Origin of the sequence: Bacillus sp. S4 (assembly GCF_040838205.1) — a bacterium.
Classification (GTDB): Bacteria; Bacillota; Bacilli; order Bacillales; family Bacillaceae_G; genus Bacillus_A; species Bacillus_A cereus_U.
This window is the reverse complement of the sequence record NZ_JBFPJI010000033.1, coordinates 1-20,874: the sequence shown is the minus strand read 5'-3', so window position 1 is coordinate 20,874 and position 20,874 is coordinate 1. Positions and strand designations below refer to the sequence as shown.

The window sequence follows — 20,874 nt, the reverse complement described above, 5'->3', positions numbered from 1 at the left end:
ACTATCATCCATATTCTTATAATCATGTATTAATTCATTGACCAATGAATGCCATTTTGGCGGAATAATGTTTTCCAATGCAGGATTATTTTCAATTCCTTCTACTATTTCATCTATCTCTTCCGTCTCATCCTCATAGTTATATTTACTTAGAGATATGTGTTTGAATTTCATTGAATTCTTATAATGCGCCAAATCATACGGATAGTGATTATTATCTTTTAAACTTGTATCATCAAGTTCCAAAATTTTCGCAAGCGCTGCCGTTTCAAAGCTCCAATACCCTACATATCCAGGTTCTTTATGTGCATTTTTCCATTCATAATCATAATGACCTCTAAACCATTCTTTCTCCATATACGTTTTCAATCTTTTAGATGCTTCTTTCTTATCTGTTTGTGCAAGTTCTATAATTTCTCTCGTTTTTGCATATGGATTGTCTTTATAATATCTATTCGTCATTTTTGTGTATCCGATATCACTAGCGCATACGAGGAAATCAATTACTGCGTCGTTCATATTTTTTTTATCAACTATCTTTTTTAATCTTTCTATATTCTTTTTATCCGTTTCTAATAGAATCCCTAAGGAAATCACCCACAGCATATATATATATCCAATTTTGTGAGTACCTGTATACTCTAAATCATCCAATGCATTATAAAAATATGCTTCCATTGTACTTATGTCTTCTCCTAAAGAATACATCGCCCTAATATCGTTCATCTCATGTATAAAATTCGACAAATGATTTTCTAATATAATACTTTTGTTATCATTAGGATATCTTTGAATACCATTTTTTTCATCTTCTTCTAAACTTTTAATTTCTTCTCTATTTTCTTCAATAAACTCTTTATGATATTCTATTCCCCTTTTACATTTTTCTTCTATACATAATTGATCTCTCATTCTATTTAATTCCTCCTAGCTTCTAGCTTATGGCCATTCTCCAACGATGTTACCCTTAGAATCTATCTTAAACGTTTTAACCTTTCCACTACTATCAACTTTTGATAATACTCTTTCAACTTTACCTTTTTGCAATGCTTTCGTAATCTGTTCAGCTAATACTTCATCTCCCTCAACAGCTTTTAATATTCTACTTTTTCCAGTTTCAGAACCTTTCAACCAATCATTTGACATTTGTCGTCCATCTTTAGTTTTCCCTAATTGTGAACTGCCAAATTTTGCTTCATCAATAACATATTTGATCTTTGATTCTGCATTTGTATTTTCGTATAATCCATCAATTCCTTTTACTATTTTATCATTTATGCCTGATGGTGCACTTTTTCCGACTGGCTTTAGATCATATCCAGCATCTTTTAAACTTTGATTATTCAATAAATTGTCACTTGATTTGATTTCACCATAATTACCTTTTTGCTTATTTGTAGCTATTTTTGCATCAAAATTATCTACATTTGTATTTTTGTTACTGCTAGGTTTACCGTTACCCGTACCCTATGTTGTAATCTTAAACCCTCACAATAAAAAAACAAACCATGTAAAACCTTATTAAACTACTTCTTTTTCTTCTACTACCGGCAACTCATAAGCTTTTTTATATTTCATGATGCCATATACAATGTTTACAAGTCTTCTCATAATACACACCAAAGCCTGTCCTTTTGTTTTGCCCTCTTTAAGTTTCTTTTGATAGTATGCATGAAACACTGGGTTTCTAAGTAACTTACTTCCTTTCGCTACTTGCACCTGCTGTACTGCTAAGTTATAAAATAAAGCGTGTAGCGCCCTGTTTCCTTGTTTGCTTTTGTGTGTCTTACCTTTCCCACCAGAACCAAAGTAAACAGGCGCAATCCCCGCAAATCGTGCTAATTTGTTGGCATTTGGAAATCGCCTTACATCCCCAATTTCTGCAATTAATGCTGATGCCGTCACAAGTTCTATTCCCGGCATCGTTTCTAATTGATAATCTAGTAGTTTTACTAGCTGTTTTAATTCTCTCTCGATGTATTTCATTTCTGTCTTTTTAAACTCAATATCCCGTACAATACTTCTTACTAAAAAGTCTCGTGTTTCTTGATATTCCTTCATTGTATGTCCATCTTCTTTTACAAGTTTTAATATTTCGCTTGCTTTCTTTACTGAACATGTATTGTTGCTAACATCTAATAAAAAAGCTGTTAATTGCTTTATATTTGCCCCCTCTAAACAAGAGGGTGACGGATATTGCTGCCAAAACGCTAATGCTGTTTTTCCATCTAACTCTGAGAAAAACTTTTTATAACTTGGATAATGGTGGTTTAATTGAATATGTAATTGGTTCTTTAATGCACTTTGTGCTTTTACTAATGCATTCCTTCTTGAAACCAATTGTTGTATCGACCAAAATAAATCGTTTGGCTTTGCATCTGGCAATTGATTAAATTTGTTTACCAATATGCGTGCCACACATTCCGCATCCCAACTATCATTTTTTTGTATCATCACTTGACTTTTTCGTTCTAAAAATGATAAAGCTGGATTTACTTCTTTTACTACCTGTTCGTGATCTACTAAATATTTCGCTAATGCTCTTCCATAACCACCAACATCTTCTAAACCAAATACAACAGTTATCCCATCACACACATATGTCTCTACTTCTAATAAGAACTTCGAAAATGCAGATGGTTTATTATCAAATTGTATTTCTCCTAATTTCTCTTGCCAACAATTAATAATAACAGCCGTATGATGTTCCTTATGTAAATCTACTCCTATATACAAATAATTTTGTCTATTATGCATAACTCATCCCTCTATTCAATGATTTTGTCATATATAAAAATGTCGGCAACCTTAGTTCGAGCGTTCATCTTCCGATGCGCATAGGTACGCAAGCCTATCCATTTTTCATAACTCTAGTAGTATGTATAGTAAAATGAGCTAATTTTTTAAGTGAGTTTATAAAATAATTGCTGTCTCCGCATCTATTTCTAATACTTTCTGTCCTTTCTTTACTCTATAACCAAACATCACACCGCCCCCCGCATATCCACCTTGTTCTGCTTTTTTCTTTCTGCCTCTACTTAGCTTTAATGCAATCTCAAGACGTTGATATTGATCTAATAGCTCTAACATACCATTCACTAAAAAGTCATTCGGATCGTGTGCATATATACTGTAATTTGGTTGTTCAATTGCTTTCACATCTACCTTGTATTTCTTTAGCTCTCGTTGTATTAACACTTTTGCCATATCAGAGCGCCATAACCGAGATGTATTTAGTACAATAACTTTGCTCACTTGATGATATGCCATATCAGACAATAGCTCTTGTAACCCCTCACGCTCAACTGTTAACCCATCTTCATCTACTGTCGCTCCGCTAATTCCTTTATCTTCGTATATGTGAAGCAGTTGTAGTTTATTTTCAATACAGTACCGCTGAATTTCTTCTACTTGATACGTTAGGCTATACCCTTCACGTACTTGCCCTTCCGTTGAAACTCGTACATAACCAACAACTTTCTCCCCCATATCAAACTCCCTCCCGTTACAACAATTACAATCCCTGTAACGTTTACCCGTTTTTTGCGGATAACGTGTTCGTAACGTAAATCCGTTAAAACGTACTTTACGATGACTTCAAAAAATAATACAACCCTTAATTTTTACAATAGTTTTTTCTCTAGTAGTGTCGTACGCTGTACAAAGCCACTACAGTCTATAAAATTTAACACTTAATACACTTATAAAATTATACGTGTACCAACTTATTTCTACGCAAAAATGCAAAAAAGCACTCGTTGCCATAATTGACAATCAAGTGCTTTAAGTTCATCTGTTTTTAAGTAGCATAAATTTGTAAGTTTTGTAGTAACAGTATGACACCTTTTATATGTCGTGACAACTACTACGTTAAAACTTACGAGCTTGTACGAGTTCATTACTTTCATGTTCATTCCATGTGTTTATATTCGCCGCCCAATAAAATGCCATCTCACCTAAGCTCGTACTTCGTTTTCTATTCTATCATTGCACATAGTACTCTATGATGGTACAACCATCATGAAGTACTTACTTTCAAACGCTTATTTCATTTTCTAAAACACTAACCTTTATTCTGCTTTTTAATCATTTCCATCCCATTCATAAATCTCTTAATAGAATCCTCATTCTTCAATAATTCACTTAAGTATAGCAATACATCAAACTCTTCAGGGTCTGCATCATAATAAATCATTCCTGGATCAATAAAAGGCTCATAAACTATATTACAGATATTTTGTCCTCCTATTGTTACACTAAAACATCTTTTCAATTTTGAAACATAACTATTTATACAAATTAGATTTTCTATAGATGTTTCAAATGATTTTCCATCATAGAAAAAAAATAGTTTGTTATCTTTAGCATAAATACCAACTACCTGTCCATCTTCACTAAATCCTCCGACGCCTTGTCTAACCAACTGTACTTTATTTTTTTCAACTACTGAATATCCGCTAGGTTCTAATATAATATACGTCCCTGTCTTAGAGTAATTATTCATTATTATCATAAGTTATCCCTCCTAATGCTCTAATCCTAATAGTGTGTTTATTACATCATCTTTTTGCATCGATTTTTGAATTATAATTTTCCATACTTGTTCATCTGATTCATAAATTCCTTTATCAATGTACGAATCTTTTATCTTATTAAACATACTCTCAGCTGTTGGTCCTATTGGGTTACCATATTTTTTTATATTTCTTTCCTCTAAACCGGCTCTCTCCTCAGCAGTCATATTTTCCCTTGCTGCATTTTTTTGCTGATTACGTGCTTCTACAACATGTTCAGCTATATTTTCTTTAGAAAATCCTTCAGATGTCATTTTTTCTATATCACTTTCTAATTGTTTAGATGCTTCAAGATAATCTTTTCTTACATTTTGCATTTCTTTTGTCCATTCAACATTTGTAAAGTCATATTCTGGTTTATTATATGCAGTACCCTCATTTGGTAAATATCCATATGCTCCATTATCATCAGCATGTATCTGTTTAAGTACATCGGGCTTTACTTCTTCTAAAGGTATTCCCTCACCAGTTTTACCCGTACCCTTACCACCATCTTTAGACTTCGCAAACTTATAATAAGCTTCTATCAATTCGCCTTGTGGTATTTTGGTTATGATAGTTCCACCAACACTAGAGAATGCATAAGAAGCATCCCTCTTAAATGATTGTAACATTTCAAGCTTAGGCTTCAATTCTTTTGCTAGTGTTACTGCATTAGCAATTGTACTTATTCCACTTGATGCTTTTGCTCCTTTTGCGACATGACCGATTTTATTTAGTCCCTTATCGCCCAAAAATGCGGTAGCTACTTGCGTTAATATATAAGTAGACAATTCAGTACGGCTCTCTGCATCTCCATCTATCATATCTCGTTTTATTTTATTTGAAAATGCATGCCACATATTTTTTGCAGTCTCATCCAAATGGAAAAGTGCATAGGTTACATTAATAAAAGTTCCTATATCCATATTACTTAAAGCTACTGCGGACTCGATTTCATCTCCAATAGCTTTCCCAGATCCTCTTTGAACAGCTTCCCACATCTTTTTCACTGTTTCAAACATGCCAACTATACTGTCTGCCGCATCGTCCCAAGCATTTCTAACCGGAGATTTCTCCTCAATTATGTTATTTGTTTCTATATCCTTAATTGACTGATCGGTTTTTCGGGCTGTTTCTTCTATAATCCCCTGAATCGAGCTCACCCAATCCATATTCAATCCTTGTGTACTAAACGTCCCACTTACAGGACTAAATCCTTTCCCGCTTTGCACTTCAGCGAGTCCGGCTGTGATGCTAGCTGCTAATTGGAGGGCGGTGCTGTAGTTGCTGCTGGATGAATGATTGAATTCATATAAATGCTCTAGTTTTTCTTCCAGTTTTTTTCTCATTGCACCTAATACCGTTACAATTGCACCTACTCCGGGCATTGGTGTAAGTACTTCTATTGCTTCTATACTTGTAATAGATTGATTAATTCCCCGTATTTGTTCTCTTATTTCTTGTTCAATCACATCTGTTGAAGCAACTTTTGCTTGGAACTCACTTGGAAATGCCTCATTTTGGCGAATTAATTCTTCACATAAACATATGATTCCTTGCGCTAATGGCCGAAATGTTTGGACAAGGTAGGCTTTTGCACTACTGTATGTTTGTCCTTGTAATACTGTATCTATCGCAAAAGCATCAATAGATTGAATGGCTTGTTCCATACTTTGAATCGTAGCATTACATATAGCGTTCATACTTTGAGTTTGACTTTGTACTTCTCCCAAATACATGTTTAAACTCATGTATTGACCTCCCTTTGTAGTTGCTGCTGTTCATAGGAAAGGTCGTTTTCTTTCTCACTGAGATGCCGTTTTTCTTTAAGCAACGTCTCTTTTTCGTTTTCTAATTCGAATGTAAGTTTTCTTTCATACTGCCTGATCTCTTGCCGCATATTCGTAAAAAGGTGAAATACTTCTTTGTCACCATGCCAAGTTTCTAGTATTCGGTTAAATAAACGATTGCTTCGATTTTTCCATTCATGAAAACTAGCCTCAGCTCGGTCTTGATTTTGCAGCGCAATTCGGTTTTCATTTTGTTCTTCAAATATACTTCGTAATTTTTGATTGCATTGACTTATTTTCGTTTCAATTTCTTGACTCATCTTTTCTCCCTACCTTTTCCCCTTTACGTAGGCTGTTACATTATTGAAAAGTCTTTTGAAGTCCGTTATCCATTTTCTCAAATTCATTTGATACGGAATGGATATTATCAATCGTCTGTTGAAAAGCAGCGCAAAATTGTTTCGTAATGTGTAAATTTTGCTGATTTGCTTCTTGTGCTTTGAAGTTCACAGATAGTGTAGTACGCGTTGCCTTATTTATAGTGCGACTAGTAGCACTTTGCATTCTATCTGAAGCATTTCTCATTTTCGTTGCAAGTTGCGTTGCCGTATGCAAATTACTTTGAAATTCTCCCATCACTTACTCCCCTCTACCTTTTATTTTCTAGAAAATTATACCATGGAAAAATATCCTAATAAACCGAATGTTCGAATTTAACATACAATTCACCACTGTCATTGAAGATAAGAGCAAAACTTCTATTTCAACATAACTGTACCGAAATTAGATTCTACTTATACAAAAAAAATGACCTCAGCTTTTTGCTAAAGTCATCTTTTTCACCATATTATTTTACTAACGTTCCATTATAAGCTTTTATATCAAGCGGAGCAGTTAAAAATTGTGCTGCTTTACTAACGAAAGATGTGAAGTGTTCACTCGTATTATGACTCGCAACTGCTTCTTCATCTTTCCATACTTCTACCATCGTATAAACATTTTCTTTTTCTGTATCTTTATATAAGTCATAAGATACATTTCCACTTTCTTCTCTTGAACCATGGATGAGTGGCTGAATTTGTTCTAAAAATGATTGTTGTTTTTCTGGATTCACTTGAAATATTGCGTGAATAATAATCATGGTGTTTCCCCTCTCATATCTCACTTATTTCTATTTGTATAAAATTACTTCCACTCAGCAACTTTTTCAATTGGAAGACGTACTGATGGATAACCACTGTCAGCAGCTTTTCCGATTGAAATTAACATAACTGGTACGTGGCGTTCTTTATCTAATCCGAATGCTTCTGCGATTTGGTCTTTTTCAAATCCACCAATTGGGCAAGTGTCATAACCGTGAGCACGAGCTGCTAACATAAATTGCATTGCTACAAGACCACCATCAATTAAAACTGTATCTTTCATTACTTCTGGCGTAACCATTGAGAAGTAACCTGAAAGTTTTTGCATTTGATCTTCTTTTACTTCAGCTGGCATTAAACCACGCTCTACTGCTGTACCGTAAATTTCTTCTGCGTTATCAAAGTTGTTTAAGTCACCAAATACAGCGATCATTGCTGAAGATGTTTCTACTTGAGATTGATTGAATTTCGCAAGTGGCGCAAGTGTTGCTTTTGCTTCGTCACTTTCAATAACTAAGAATCTCCATGGTTGCATGTTTACAGAAGATGGTGCAAGTGTTGCTTCTGTAAGAATTTCAGTCATCTCTTCTTTACTAATTTTCACTGAAGGATCGTACTTACGAATTGAACGACGTCCTGTTAAAATTTCGTTAAAATCATTTATTTTTACTGAGTTAGTCATAGTTGTATTCTCCCTTTTTTAAAGTTCTTTTATATTTTCTTGAATGCGGTCTAACATCGTTAAAAGATTGTCGCGCTCTTCTTCACTTAATCCTTTAAATGCTGAAGTAGCGAAACGCTCTTTTTCCTCTTGATACACTTGAATTTTATTTCGCCCCTCTTCTGTAAGAGAAACTAACGTAATTCTGTTATCATCTGGATTTTTACGTCTTGTAATCATTCCGTTTGCTTCCAGCTGTTTTAAATGCCTCGTAATCGCGGCATTATCAATATTCACTTCTTGCTGAAGTGCTTTTTGACTAATTTCATCTACTTCATATAACTGAAGTATAAGCTCTAGTCTAGATTGACTCATACCCGTACAACCTTCAAACTTCGAACTTACTTCTTTATTGAGGAAGTGTAATTTATATAAAATTATTGCTTCTTTTGAGCATGAACTTGTCAAATTACCCCTCCTTTACGTCCAAACCAAAAACGTTTGATGCATCAATAGTTGATATGTCAATTAATATAATCTATATCGATTTATAATGCAAGCATTTTGTTTTTCCTGTTTATTTTTTTAATGTTCGCCTATTAATATTTTTCCAAAACAAGGGACTTTATCACATTACAAAAAATGTTAATTGCATTATAATAGTACTAATTTAAGTGACTGGAGAGTGATCGTAATGCGGCAATACACAAATAGAAATGAGGAAATAAAAATGGAAAATGAAATGAGGATATTTATATATGACAACAATAAATATAGGGATTGTCGCGCACGTAGATGCTGGCAAGACGAGTTTGACTGAGCGTATTCTTTATGAAACGAATGTGATTAAAGAAGTTGGCCGAGTAGATAGTGGTAATACGCAAACTGACTCAATGGAATTAGAAAGACAACGCGGAATTACAATTAAAGCATCTGTCGTTTCTTTCTTTATTGATGATTTAAAAGTAAATGTCATTGATACACCTGGACACGCTGATTTTATCGCTGAAGTGGAACGATCATTCCGCGTTTTAGACGGTGCCATTTTAGTTATCTCTGCCGTTGAAGGTGTGCAAGCACAAACGAAGATTTTAATGCGAACACTACAGAAACTAAACATACCGACTGTTTTATTTGTAAATAAAATAGACCGTAGTGGCGCAAATACTGAAAAAGTTGTGAAACAAATAAAAGCAATTCTTTCAAAGGATGCATTCCCCTTCTACTGTGTAGAGAACGAAGGAACAAAGGAAGCTCGTATTATTGAATATAAGTCATATGACGATTGTATTGAACGATTAGCACCATATAACGAATCATTGCTTGAGTCATATGTAAATAACGAAATAATACCGGACGCACTATTAAGAAAAGAACTCGAAAAGCAAATACAGCAAGCAAATGTGTTTCCTATCTTTTTTGGTTCAGCAATGACAGGTATTGGAGTAACTGAATTACTTGAAAATATTTCAGCCTTAATTCCAGCTACTAAATCGGCACAAGATGAAACATTATCCAGTGTTGTTTTTAAAATTCAACGCGAATCTTCTGGGGAAAAGATTGCTTATGTAAGAGTTTTTTCTGGTTGTTTACACGTTAGAAAATATGTTGATATTCAGCGCAGTGAGTCTCTGTCACATAAAGAAAAGATTAAAAAAATGTGCATATTTCATAATGGAAATGCAATTCAAGCTTCTACTGTTCAAAGTGGAGAGTTTTGCAAAGTGTGGGGACTTACGAATGTTAAAATTGGTGATATTATCGGTGAACGGACAGATTATATTAAAGACATTTACTTTGCCGAACCGCAAATGGAAGCAGCAATCGAGGCAGTTCCTAAAGAGCAAATTCATGATTTATACGCTGCACTTATGGAGCTATGCGAAGAAGATCCACTCATTAAAGTGTGGAAAGACGATGTTCATAATGAACTATACATTCGCCTTTTCGGTGAAGTACAAAAAGAAGTTATCGAAACAACACTTTATGAAAAATACAATTTACAAGTTACTTTTTCAAATACGCGCGTTGTATGTATTGAAAAACCAATTGGCATAGGGAATAGCGTTGAAGTAATGAGTGAAAAAGAGAATCCTTTTTACGCAACAATCGGCTTCAAAGTGGAACGTGGTGTGCTTAACTCTGGTATTACGTATAACTTAGGCGTTGAACTTGGATCACTACCTTTAGCATTTCATAAAGCGATTGAAGATACAGTATTTCAAACGTTAAAACAAGGTTTATTTGGATGGGAAGTTACTGATATTATCGTCACGTTAACACATACTGGTTATGCAAGCCCTGTTACAACAGCGAGTGACTTTAGAAACTTAACACCGCTCGTATTAATGGCTGCTTTAAAGCAAGCTGAAACATGTGTATATGAACCATTAAACGAATTTGAATTAACTGTTCCAGAGCACGCAATTAGTACCGCAATGTATAAACTAGCTGCGATTCCAGCAACTTTCGCAGAGCCTATATTCTATAATGACTCTTACTATTTAATAGGATCATTACCTGTTGCGAAAACAGAGAATTTTAAACGAATGCTCCATTCATTTACTGAAGGAGAAGGTATCTTTACAGCAAAGCCAACTGGTTTCACAAAGCTGACGGCTCCCTTCCCTACTCGAAAACGTGTTGACTTTAATCCGCTAAATCGGAAAGATTATTTACTTCATGTGCTGAAGGCTTATTAATTAACAAATAGAAAAAAGTGCCCTCTTGTATGATATTTTCTTTACTAGAGGGCACTTTTTTTAACAATATCAAGGTAGAGCTGGTTCAAACTCTCCTGTGATTGTTTGATATCCGTTATTGTTCTCATATTCCTGTTTCCGCTCTAACCCGAATTTTTCCAAAATAGGAAGGTCGTTTGTTGAAAATACATAACTATTTTCTAGCGCAACGTGTTCGTGCCATGCCCAGTTTGGTACAACAAAGAAGTCTCCTTTCGACCAGTCAAAGCGAACACCATTAATAATCGTATATCCTGCCCCTTCATGCACATGATAGATTGATGCATGCGTATGACGATGTGCTTTTCCTTTGAATCCCTTCGGCAATTTTTGCATCCAAGCTGCAATCGTTGGACACGCTGTTTCACCGTTCGATGGATTTATATATTCAACAGCATAACCATCGTAAGCATCTGGCTCAAAACGACTTAATCCGTTAAGTGCTGCTTCCGTCCCTGACCATTTGTAAGAACTAAGTGGAGCTTTCTTTGCATATCGGTCCGAAACCGGCCGAACCATTCCACCTCCATAACGCTGAGCAGTATAATTGTCCGGCACGTTTGGCTGTTCAATTTTTTCCGGATACGGCTCAAAGAAGGTACCGCCGAGATAATAAATGGTCGGAATATCAAGGCAATCCATCCAAATCATCGGTTTGTCACCTGTGTGACCATGTCCATGCCACAGTCCATTTGGAGTTGTTAAAAAGTCTCCTCGTTCCATGAAAATACGCTCTCCTTGCACAATTGAGTAAGCCCCTTCTCCTTCCATGACGAAACGTAGCGCATTTTGAACATGCCGATGTGACGGAGCGGTTTCTCCAGGTTGTATCAATTGAACCGCTGCATATAACGTTTGGGTGGTCGATGCCCATCCCCAAGGTTTTCTATAATTAAGTCCAGGATTTTGAAAGTAGATGGCCCTGCGTTCTCCCCCGCGGTCTGGTGTAAATATTTGCGTCGCCTCTGTTAACTTCTTTTGAAGCAATTCAGATTTCCAAAGGTACGCTTGTGCATGAGGCTCAGGTGTATGTTTCATTAAATCTGGGATCGCGTTCCAAAGTGGTCCGAGATGATATTGTTCTATATCACGATTGAAATCTTGTACGAGTGTACTTTCAAAAAAAGCATTTTTTTCCGCCATTTTATTTGCCTCCTTTATTGCTCATTAAATTTACATAAATTCCGCTCGATTTGTTTATAATGCTTTTCTGTATGTTCTACGATGAGGTGATTCACGATAAAGTCAATCGACTTATTATTGAAACGAGGATTGCGACTTGGAGCCTGAATATTTAACTCTTCGTCTGTTAATGTGCTCAGTACATTTTCTATGATGAGTGGTATAGAAGACAGCTGCTCTATGACTTCTTCTATAGATTTTTTGTTTATATTCTCTTCTGAAACTGCTTGTAGACGTACTTCATCTGTTAAACCGCGGCCCCATACGTTTTCATGGTTTACTTTAATATTGTTAATTTCTTTTGCCCAATACGGGATAGCTTCCGCTACATGTGTAATAATTTGCATAATTGACCATTCATCTTCTGAAGGTTTCCAATAGATGATTTCCTCTGGCAAAGACTTAACAATAGTCTTGATCTTATCGATTGATTCATAAACAGATTCGGCTGCGTGGATTTGCAAGCTTTTCGTCATAGTACTGGCACCTCTACTGTTTGTCTTACTCTATTTTCAAGTACGCCTACTCCATCAACTTCAATACGAACGATATCTCCATCTTTAAGAAATACTTGCGGATTACGTGCAACACCTACCCCACCTGGTGTACCTGTTAAAATGACATCCCCTGGCTCTAGTGTCATTAAACCGGATAAAAACGAAACGAGATATTGTACCGAGAATACTAAATTAGCAGTATTAGATCGCTGACGTGTCTCTCCATTCACTGTTAAGACGATTTCCAAGCCAGATGGGTTCGTTAATTCATCTGAAGTAATTAACCATGGTCCCATCGGAGCACTTCCTTCAACTGTCTTCCCTTGAAGCCATTGAATCGTACGGCGCTGAATATCACGATAAGTAATATCATTCGCAATTGTGTAACCAGCTACATATTGGAGGGCATCTCCTTCTGAAATATTTCGAGCACGCTTCCCGATTACAAAAGCAAATTCAGCTTCGTAATCTAGTTGTTCAGAAATCGGGTAATGTGGAATATCATCTTCTGGACCGATTACTGTATTGGCAAACTTCGCAAAGATGACTGGAAATGCAGGTAAGTCGCGTTTCATTTCCAAAATGTGTTCACGATAATTGTGACCTACACATATAATTTTTCCTGGCGAAGGTACTGGAGCTTCTATTTTCACTTCACCTTCTTCAAATACCAATTTATCTCCATGGTTTTTCATAAGCGCATAAGCGATCGCATCTTTTGCTAAATTCATACTTTCCGTTCCACCTTGTAAAAATCCATTCATATCCTTTGGTATATACGCCTCTGCAATTTGAGCGGCCCGAAGGTTTCCTTCGCTTGTCAATTTCGCTTTAAAAGCAGCATGCAAATCAATCAATTTCCCATTTTCTAAAGCAGCAATTCTCGTTTCTCCATTACGTGTAAAAGTAACAAGTTTCATAGTAATCTCCCTTTCCTTTAAATGAATGAAAATTCTACCCTGAACGATAGTAACGTATAACTTTCCGGCCCTACTCTTTGTTATAAAAGATAAAAAGCATTTCCTTCTGGACCAAGTGGTACATGTCCCATTTCTATTAACTCTATAATTGGGAGAAATACATTTTTTTCTTCAGCTAATTCAGCAGCACATGCAAGAACACTTACGTACATCGCATGCCCAACGAGAAATTTCACTATTTTTTCCTCTCCTAAAATTTCGAACGCTTGTTTATAAACACCATGAAAGATTGCTTCTGGTACTTTATCTACTACATCTACAAGAAGTTTTTCGTTACCAGCGCGTACAATTTTTTCTTTCAATTGATCTGGCACTTCTGCTAGTGCCCCCCATAAAGTGTTACCTTCAAATGAAATCCGCCCAATGGTCTCATGTAATTGTTTTCTTGAAATCCATTTGATTTCATATTCACTAACGTTTAGAGAACTCATAAATTGATCTATTTTCTTCTCGGCTTCTAGATTTTGCTGTCCAATATTCCTATACCAGTTCATCGTCATTAACCGCTCAATCATTCCATTTGTAGAACGGGCATGAGAACCATACTTTTCTTCATTCATGAATTGAGACAAAACCATTTCTTATCGCTCCTTTCATCTTGTTCACGTTACTCATCTAAGTATTTTTATAATTTTAATATTTCGTTGTCAGTTCAGGAGGTCCAAATTTTGGTCCGTATGGTCCCTCATCAAGCCATCTTCCAAGCCTTGGAACGATAGATACCATTGAGGCTGCAATGTCGCGTTTCATGTTCATTTCAGGAGAATTCCCCTGAAGGTGATGAAGCGCAGTAGTTGAAGCATCACGGTTCCACTTCGCTGCAATTCGGCGTTCGTTTGCAGCTGCTTCAATCGCGTATACCCGCTCTTCTTCAGAATGAGATTGTAGTGCTTTCTCAATACCTCTCGCAGCAAGAACAGCATCTGGAATTCCAGAATTTAATCCACGTGCTCCGAATGGGGCGAATAAGTGTGCTGCTTCTCCAGCTAGAAGAACACGACGTTTTTCGTCAGTAAATGAATTTGCCACTACTTGATGGAAACGGTAGGAAGACACCCACGTAATCCTCTCAGCGTACTTAGCATCCATTACTTTTGGCAACCATTTCTTAGCACTTTCAATATTTGTATAATCATCTGGATTATCTGACTCAAGTAGTTGTAAATCAATACGCCATCCACCTTTAAACGGAACAAACATTACATTTCTTCCTTCCATTGCTGGATGCTGGTAATGGAATATTCTTTCTAAAGGAAGTGGATCTGTTTCATCTTCTTTTGCATCCACGACGATAAAAGTATCTGCCGTGCGTGGGCCTTCAAACGTTAATCCCGCTTGCTCTCTTACGATTGAACGTGCTCCATCACATCCAATTACATACTGCGCCTTTAAGATTTCGTCATTTGTGATTGTAAGTTCTACTCCAGAGTCTGTAATGTGTAACTTTTTAACTGGAGCATCCCAAAGGAATTCAACGCCTGCTTTTATACATGCCTCATACATATGCTTTTCGATCTCATCTTGATGAAGAGCTGTGAAATGAGGCAATCGGTTATAATTAAGGCTTTCATCCTTACCGTAATTTCGTACATATACTTCTTTCCCTTTATAAAACGTTCGTTTTACAGGCCAAATAATTCCGTTATGAGCAAGTGTGAAGCCAAGGCCTTCTGAAGTCTCCTCCAGTAGTTTTAACGAAGCACTATGCAAATAGATTGCTCTACTTCCTGGGCGTGGTCTCCCGAATGAATCTGCCTCTATTACTAAAGTTGATATCCCCTTCTTTTGTAATGCAAGTCCTGCTACAAGTCCTACTGGGCCCGCACCAACAACAATGGCATCATATTTTTTTTCTTTTCCCATCAATATCTCCCCTTTATTAACAATTTCCCATTATGATATCCTTGCCTGTTCTTCTTTAACTCTCTACCGTTTTTATCTCCGGCATCATCTTCCTCCGAATATCCTCAGGTATTGGATGCGCTTTCGCTTTTTCTTTGAAAGAAGTCCATGCACGAGTTTCATAACCTTCTGCCACAACCCGTTCACCTTTTACAAAAACATGCTGAATTGTAAAAACTTTATTATGCAATTCGTTCACAGTACTTTTCACAACTACTTGATCTTCAAAACGAAGAGGTGACTTAAATTGGCATTTTGCTTCTAGTAAGGGCAAACCAATTTGTTGTTCTTCGTAAAGTTCGACTGAAGGAAAACCAATTTTTTTAAAATATTCATGAGTTGCTTCATCCATCCATTTATAAAAATTAGGATAATACACAATGCCCGCAGCATCTGTGTCTCCCCATCTTACTTGGAAAGTATATTCTTCCATTATGACTTCCCTCCTCTCTATCAAACTGTTGGACTAATATTAGAAGATACTTGTTCTCTCAACTTCAACTTTTGAATTTTCCCACTTGCTGTTACAGGGAATTCATCAGTAAAGATCACTTTCTCTGGTAGTTTATAAATTGCCATTTTCTCTTTAAGGTAGAGTTTCATTTCTTCTTCTGAACTTACTTCTCCATTTTTTAACCGTATGACCGCACATGCAACTTCCCCGAGCACTTTATCTGGAAGACCTACAACTGCTGCTTCGATTACTTTTGGATGTTTCATAATGACTGCTTCAATTTCCTGTGGATAAACGTTTAGCCCACCTCTTATGATCATCTCTTTCTTTCGCCCTACGAACCTTAAATATCCTTGGTGATCAAGAGTACCTAAATCTCCTGAATAATACCAATCTTCATTATCCAAAACCTGTTTTGTCTGTTCAGGCATATTATAATAACCTTTCATTACTCCAAATCCCTTAACTGCGATTTCTCCCACTTCCCCGGGCGGAAGCGCTACTCTATTTTCATCGACAATTTTCAATGTTACTCCTGGGATAGCCTTTCCAAGAGTTTCAGTTATATTCTGCTTTGTATCACCATACGAGGTCATCGTAATAGAAACCGTTTCAGTTATTCCGAATGATTGGCAAAGGTTAATACCCATCCGTTCTCGTATCTCCGTCACTGTTTTTGCCGGAATAGGTGCGGCGCCAACTAATCCGGCACGCAATGAAGATAAATCATATTTATCAAAATCCTCTAATTCTAGTTCTTTTATAAACATTGTTGGTACACCTTTTTGGATGGTTACCTTTTCTTGTTCAATTAATTGTAAAGTTTCTCGCGGACGGAATTTTTCTTGTAGTATCATTCGTCCCCCCATCGCTACTGCACAAAGCATATTAATTGCCATACCGAAAATATGAAACAGTGGTGCTGAAATAATAAATACATCATCTTGTGTACAATGCAGCTCTATTCCTATCGTTTGTGCAGATTGTACAACAGCACGGTGTGTAACCATTACACCTTTTGGGGTTCCCGTCGTTCCTGACGTATATAATATACAAAACAAATCATGATTCACATTTATATTTACTTGTTCAATATCCTTTGTTTCTGTACGCATTAACTCCTCATAGGAACTGAGATTCTCTTGCGGAAACCTTACTGTAATAGCTTTTTGTACCATAGTAAGTACTTTTTCAAAACCAAAATTCTTTTCAAATTCTCCGGATGCTATTAATAGCTTTGGAGCTGAACTTTCCAATATATATTCAATTTCATATGATTTATATTTGGGGTTAAAAGGAACGATTATCGCTCCTAATTTTGCTGCCGCAAAATAGATTACTACTGTTTCAGACCAGTTTGGTAGAGATACGGCGATACGGTCGCCTTTACTTACTCCTAGTCTCTTAAATGCAGTAGCCAAACAATCTACTTCATTTTTCAATTGTTTGTATGTAATTCGTCTCGTTAAATCATATATCGCTTCTTTTTCACCATAAGATGAAGTAACAGATTCTAACAGCTCATACACCGCTAATAAGTTCCTATTCTTTTTCATTCTCTCACTCACTTTCTATCGTCTTACCTACTAGCTCGCATTTTTTATCCCATACTTATAGCAGGACAAACGATGTAGGAAAACCAGGAAGGACTCTCCCTGGTTTTTCTAGTACAACGCTTCCCAAATCGCTGCAATTCCTTGCCCTCCGCCAATACAAACAGCGGATACCCCATACTTTCTATTTCTTCTTCTTAATTCATAAATTAAGGATAGAGAAATTCTTGTTCCGCTCGCAGCAAGTGGATGCCCTATCGCAATTGCCCCTCCATTTACATTCGCTTTATCAAGATCGAATCCTAATTCTTTTTGACAAGCTAAGTACTGCGCAGAAAATGCTTCATTGATTTCAATCAAATCTAAGTCTGCTAAAGTTAGATTCGCTTTTTCTAGTGCACTTTGAATAGCTGGCACCGGTCCGATTCCCATATACTTCGGTTCTACTCCAACAACAGCCCAAGAAATGAGCTTAGCAATCGGTTTTAATCCTCTATCATTTGCATAATCACTAGATGCTAATACAACCGCCGCTGCACCATCCACCATTCCGCTTGCACTACCAGGAGTTACTACACCATTTTCAGCAAAACGGGGTTTTAACTTTGCTAATTTTTCTAGGCTCGTATGACGGATGTGCTCATCTTCTTCAATGATCTGTTCTCCTTTTCTTCCTTTCACTGTTACTGGAACAATCTCTTCTTTTAAATACCCTTTTTCCCTTGCTAAAAGAGCTCGCTCATGACTAGAGAGTGCATGCTGATCTACTTCTTCTCTCGTTAAATTATATTTTGCAGCCAAATTCTCGGCTGTTTCTCCCATCGTACATTTACCATACGTATCATAAAGACCATCCCATAACCAATCTTCTAAAGCCGGACCGCCGAGTGGACTTCCCCATCTCATTCCAGGTATTACATGCGGAACTTGGCTCATGTTCTCAGTTCCTCCGGCAAGTGCAACGTCTGCTTCTCCGCAAAGAATATAACGAGCTGCCGTTAAAATAGATTCAACACCAGTTCCGCAAAGACGATTAATCGTCAAAGCTGGGACATGAATAGGTGCTCCGGCTTTTAATCCAACATGCCTTGCCAATAAATGTGCATCTTTACTAGACTGCTGAACATTACCAAATACAACTTGATTAATATCTTCAGCAGATATAGAAGCTTTTCGTATTGCTTCCTTAGCGGCAATTGCCCCTAATTCTGTTGCATTTAATCCTTTGAACGATCCCGAAATTTCAGCGAACGGAGTCCTAGCTCCCTCCAATAAAACAATCTCTTTCATATCCCATTCACCTCATTATTTCCCTAAATAAACTGGTTTTCTTTTTTCAACGAATGCTTGTAATCCTTCTTTACGATCATCTGTTGCAAAAGCATTTCCAAAACAGGTGCTTTCAATTATTAAGCCTGTTTCAAGGTCAGCATTACTGCCTACATTTACCGCCGTTTTTAACATTTGAAGTGCTACTGGTGGTTTTTTTGCTAATTTATACGCCCATTCCTTTGCAGACTCAAACAACTCTTCCGCAGGTGCTACCTTGTTGACAATATGTAAATCGAACGCACGCTGCGCATCAAACATATCTCCGAAATAGAGTAATTCTTTCGCTATACCTTGGCCGACAATCTTTTGAAGACGCTGTGTACCTCCGCCTCCAGGAATAATTCCAAGTCCTACTTCTGGAAAAGCGAATTTTGCTTGATCCGAACAAATGCGCAAGTCACATGCGAGTGCGAGTTCAAAACCACCGCCAAGAGCTAATCCATTTATCGCCGCAATAACTGGTTTTGACATATTTTCAATTTTGCTAAATACCGTTCGTGAAGTCTTATTCATTTTGTTAACACCGACAAGATCAAGTGCTGCCATTTCATTAATATCAGCACCTGCGACAAATGCCTTCCTTCCGCTTCCTGTAAGAACAATTACTCGTACTTCTTCATTTACCTCTAGTTCACCAAATAGACTAGAAAGTTCATTAAACACTTGTGTATTCAACGGATTTACAGGTGGTCGATTAATTGTAACGATCGCAACTTTATTTTCAATTTCACAAATTAAAAACTCATAATTCATAACTTAATCCCCCATTCTTTATTCATAATCATAAAAACCTGCACCTGTTTTTTTGCCGTGTCTACCTGCTCTAACTAGCTGTTTTAACAGAAGCGGCGGCGCATATTGATCATTATTTAATTCTTCTTTGAAGTACTCCATCACATGATACCCAATGTCTACACCTGCAAAATCTTGAAGTGTAAATGGCCCCATCGGATAATTAAGACCGAGTGTAACAGCTTTATCAATATCTTCTGCAGAGGCAACGCCATCTTCTAGCAATTTAATTGCCTCTATAAATTGCGGAATCATAATTCGATTCACAATAAATCCTGGGGAATCCTTTTTTACTTCAACTGGTTCTTTCGAAAGTTTTTTAGATAACGCTTTCAATTCTTCGACTGTTTCATCACTCGTTCGATAACCACGAACAACTTCTACAAGTTTCATAAGTTGTGCAGGATTAAAGAAATGCATACCTGCCACACGTTCCGGACGATTCGTTGCTGAAGCAATCTCTGTTATAGACATAGATGAAGTATTTGTTGCAAGTATAACCCCTTCAGGAACGATTCGATCTAGAGCTGCAAACACTTCCCTCTTCAAATCTAATTTTTCTAATACGGCTTCAATAACTACATCCGCATCCTTCATATCTTCTAAAGTTGTAGTGAGTCGAATTCGGCCAAGCGCCTTTTCTTTATCTTCTTCCGTCATCTTTCCTCTTGTAACACTCTTAGTCATAAAACCATTCATACGTTGTATTGCATTATCTAAATAACGCTCTTCAATATCATGTAAAATAACTGTAAACCCATTTAATGCGGCTAAATTTGCAATGCCAGACCCCATAGATCCTGCACCGACAATACCAATTGTTTGAATCGCCATCTTTCATCCCCCTGTTCATTTTTTTAATATTCTGTAAATAAATTATATCTATATCCAAAAAGTTTTTGTATCTACACAATGTAGGAAAAATATATATTTCTTTCGTACATTTTTAGGGGTGTTCTTATGATGCAAATCCAATTGAAAAGAATTATGATTATTTCAAAGACAAAAAGTGCGCGCCTCTAAATATATAACTTTTCCTTGAGGCGCGCACTCTATGATGTAAACATTGCAACTATATGTTAACGTTCTTTACCATTTGATGAAATAACCATCTATACCAATAAAAAATCTGTTTCTGATACCCTCTCATTTTGTTCGTAAACATACTCATAGACAACAATATTCCTCATATTTACGATTTCTAATATTTGTTCTAACTGTTTTAAATACTCCCCACTTTCACAAGAGCTTTCTTTGTGATTTCAATATAAACTATGGTCTAAGACTAGGGG

General features: G+C 36.5%; 21 protein-coding genes and 1 pseudogene. 1 reads left to right on the top strand and 21 read right to left on the bottom strand.

What is annotated here, in order from left to right; genetic code table 11:
• The 11 genes and pseudogenes from AB3X48_RS06770 to AB3X48_RS06720 form a co-directional block, all read right to left on the bottom strand.
• Positions 1-912: PoNi-like cognate immunity protein (locus AB3X48_RS06770; RefSeq protein ID WP_367959129.1), on the bottom strand; the 912-nt coding region annotated here is incomplete at its 3' end.
• A gap of 27 nt (positions 913-939) precedes the next feature.
• Positions 940-1,347 (bottom strand): hypothetical protein, encoded by a 408-nt coding sequence (locus AB3X48_RS06765; RefSeq protein ID WP_016105239.1) that lies wholly within the window; start codon positions 1,345-1,347, stop codon positions 940-942.
• A 174-nt stretch (positions 1,348-1,521) separates the two neighbouring features.
• Complete coding sequence (locus AB3X48_RS06760; protein WP_016105240.1) at positions 1,522-2,757, bottom strand: IS110 family RNA-guided transposase; 1,236 nt, start codon at positions 2,755-2,757, stop codon at positions 1,522-1,524.
• A gap of 159 nt (positions 2,758-2,916) precedes the next feature.
• Positions 2,917-3,489 (bottom strand): annotated as a pseudogene (locus AB3X48_RS06755) (recombinase family protein); the annotation flags it as partial.
• 574 nt (positions 3,490-4,063) lie between these two features.
• Positions 4,064-4,513, bottom strand: coding sequence for a hypothetical protein (locus tag AB3X48_RS06750; protein WP_002110558.1), 450 nt, complete (start codon positions 4,511-4,513; stop codon positions 4,064-4,066).
• A gap of 12 nt (positions 4,514-4,525) precedes the next feature.
• The gene (locus AB3X48_RS06745; RefSeq protein WP_199715603.1) at positions 4,526-6,307 is read right to left on the bottom strand and encodes an LXG domain-containing protein; all 1,782 of its coding nucleotides are present in this window, start codon (positions 6,305-6,307) and stop codon (positions 4,526-4,528) included.
• Entirely contained in the window at positions 6,304-6,666 is a 363-nt protein-coding gene (locus AB3X48_RS06740) for a DUF3958 family protein (RefSeq protein WP_016105243.1), read from the bottom strand. Before AB3X48_RS06740 ends, AB3X48_RS06745 begins: the two co-directional genes overlap by 4 nt.
• A gap of 40 nt (positions 6,667-6,706) precedes the next feature.
• Complete coding sequence (locus AB3X48_RS06735) at positions 6,707-6,982, bottom strand: TIGR04197 family type VII secretion effector (protein WP_199715604.1); 276 nt, start codon at positions 6,980-6,982, stop codon at positions 6,707-6,709.
• A gap of 211 nt (positions 6,983-7,193) precedes the next feature.
• Positions 7,194-7,487 (bottom strand): putative quinol monooxygenase, encoded by a 294-nt coding sequence (locus tag AB3X48_RS06730; RefSeq protein WP_002200057.1) that lies wholly within the window; start codon positions 7,485-7,487, stop codon positions 7,194-7,196.
• Positions 7,488-7,531: 44 nt separating this feature from the next.
• Positions 7,532-8,170, bottom strand: coding sequence for a nitroreductase family protein (locus AB3X48_RS06725; protein ID WP_016105245.1), 639 nt, complete (start codon positions 8,168-8,170; stop codon positions 7,532-7,534).
• Positions 8,171-8,188: 18 nt separating this feature from the next.
• On the bottom strand, positions 8,189-8,617 hold the full coding sequence (locus AB3X48_RS06720; protein WP_000204168.1) for a MarR family winged helix-turn-helix transcriptional regulator: 429 nt from the start codon (positions 8,615-8,617) through the stop codon (positions 8,189-8,191).
• Positions 8,618-8,907: 290 nt separating this feature from the next.
• Between AB3X48_RS06720 and AB3X48_RS06715 the strand changes: the two genes are divergently transcribed.
• On the top strand, positions 8,908-10,851 hold the full coding sequence (locus AB3X48_RS06715; protein ID WP_199715606.1) for an elongation factor G: 1,944 nt from the start codon (positions 8,908-8,910) through the stop codon (positions 10,849-10,851).
• Between the two features lie 69 nt (positions 10,852-10,920).
• On the opposite strand, the gene AB3X48_RS06710 is transcribed toward AB3X48_RS06715, so the two are convergent.
• The 10 genes from AB3X48_RS06710 to AB3X48_RS06665 all read right to left on the bottom strand — a co-directional run bounded on the left by AB3X48_RS06710 (position 10,921) and on the right by AB3X48_RS06665 (position 20,416).
• Positions 10,921-12,033 (bottom strand): cupin domain-containing protein, encoded by a 1,113-nt coding sequence (locus AB3X48_RS06710; RefSeq protein ID WP_088078814.1) that lies wholly within the window; start codon positions 12,031-12,033, stop codon positions 10,921-10,923.
• Between the two features lie 14 nt (positions 12,034-12,047).
• Positions 12,048-12,548 carry a DinB family protein gene (locus tag AB3X48_RS06705; protein ID WP_016105247.1) on the bottom strand — a complete coding sequence of 167 codons (501 nt, stop codon included), beginning with the start codon at positions 12,546-12,548 and terminating at the stop codon, positions 12,048-12,050.
• A complete protein-coding gene (locus AB3X48_RS06700) occupies positions 12,545-13,489 on the bottom strand; it encodes a fumarylacetoacetate hydrolase family protein (RefSeq protein ID WP_016105248.1) in 945 nt (314 codons plus the stop codon). Before AB3X48_RS06700 ends, AB3X48_RS06705 begins: the two co-directional genes overlap by 4 nt.
• Before the next feature lie 80 nt (positions 13,490-13,569).
• Complete coding sequence (locus AB3X48_RS06695; protein ID WP_016105249.1) at positions 13,570-14,127, bottom strand: hypothetical protein; 558 nt, start codon at positions 14,125-14,127, stop codon at positions 13,570-13,572.
• A 55-nt stretch (positions 14,128-14,182) separates the two neighbouring features.
• Entirely contained in the window at positions 14,183-15,412 is a 1,230-nt protein-coding gene (locus AB3X48_RS06690; RefSeq protein WP_016105250.1) for an FAD-dependent oxidoreductase, read from the bottom strand.
• Positions 15,413-15,467: 55 nt separating this feature from the next.
• Positions 15,468-15,884 carry an acyl-CoA thioesterase gene (locus AB3X48_RS06685; protein ID WP_016105251.1) on the bottom strand — a complete coding sequence of 139 codons (417 nt, stop codon included), beginning with the start codon at positions 15,882-15,884 and terminating at the stop codon, positions 15,468-15,470.
• Positions 15,885-15,904: 20 nt separating this feature from the next.
• Positions 15,905-17,461, bottom strand: a complete 1,557-nt coding sequence (locus tag AB3X48_RS06680; RefSeq protein WP_131230467.1) for a class I adenylate-forming enzyme family protein — start codon at positions 17,459-17,461, stop codon at positions 15,905-15,907.
• Between the two features lie 108 nt (positions 17,462-17,569).
• Positions 17,570-18,748 (bottom strand): acetyl-CoA C-acetyltransferase, encoded by a 1,179-nt coding sequence (locus AB3X48_RS06675; protein ID WP_199715608.1) that lies wholly within the window; start codon positions 18,746-18,748, stop codon positions 17,570-17,572.
• A gap of 15 nt (positions 18,749-18,763) precedes the next feature.
• A complete protein-coding gene (locus AB3X48_RS06670; RefSeq protein WP_199715610.1) occupies positions 18,764-19,543 on the bottom strand; it encodes an enoyl-CoA hydratase/isomerase family protein in 780 nt (259 codons plus the stop codon).
• Between the two features lie 18 nt (positions 19,544-19,561).
• Entirely contained in the window at positions 19,562-20,416 is an 855-nt protein-coding gene (locus AB3X48_RS06665; RefSeq protein ID WP_199660936.1) for a 3-hydroxyacyl-CoA dehydrogenase family protein, read from the bottom strand.
• Positions 20,417-20,874 lie beyond the last annotated feature (458 nt).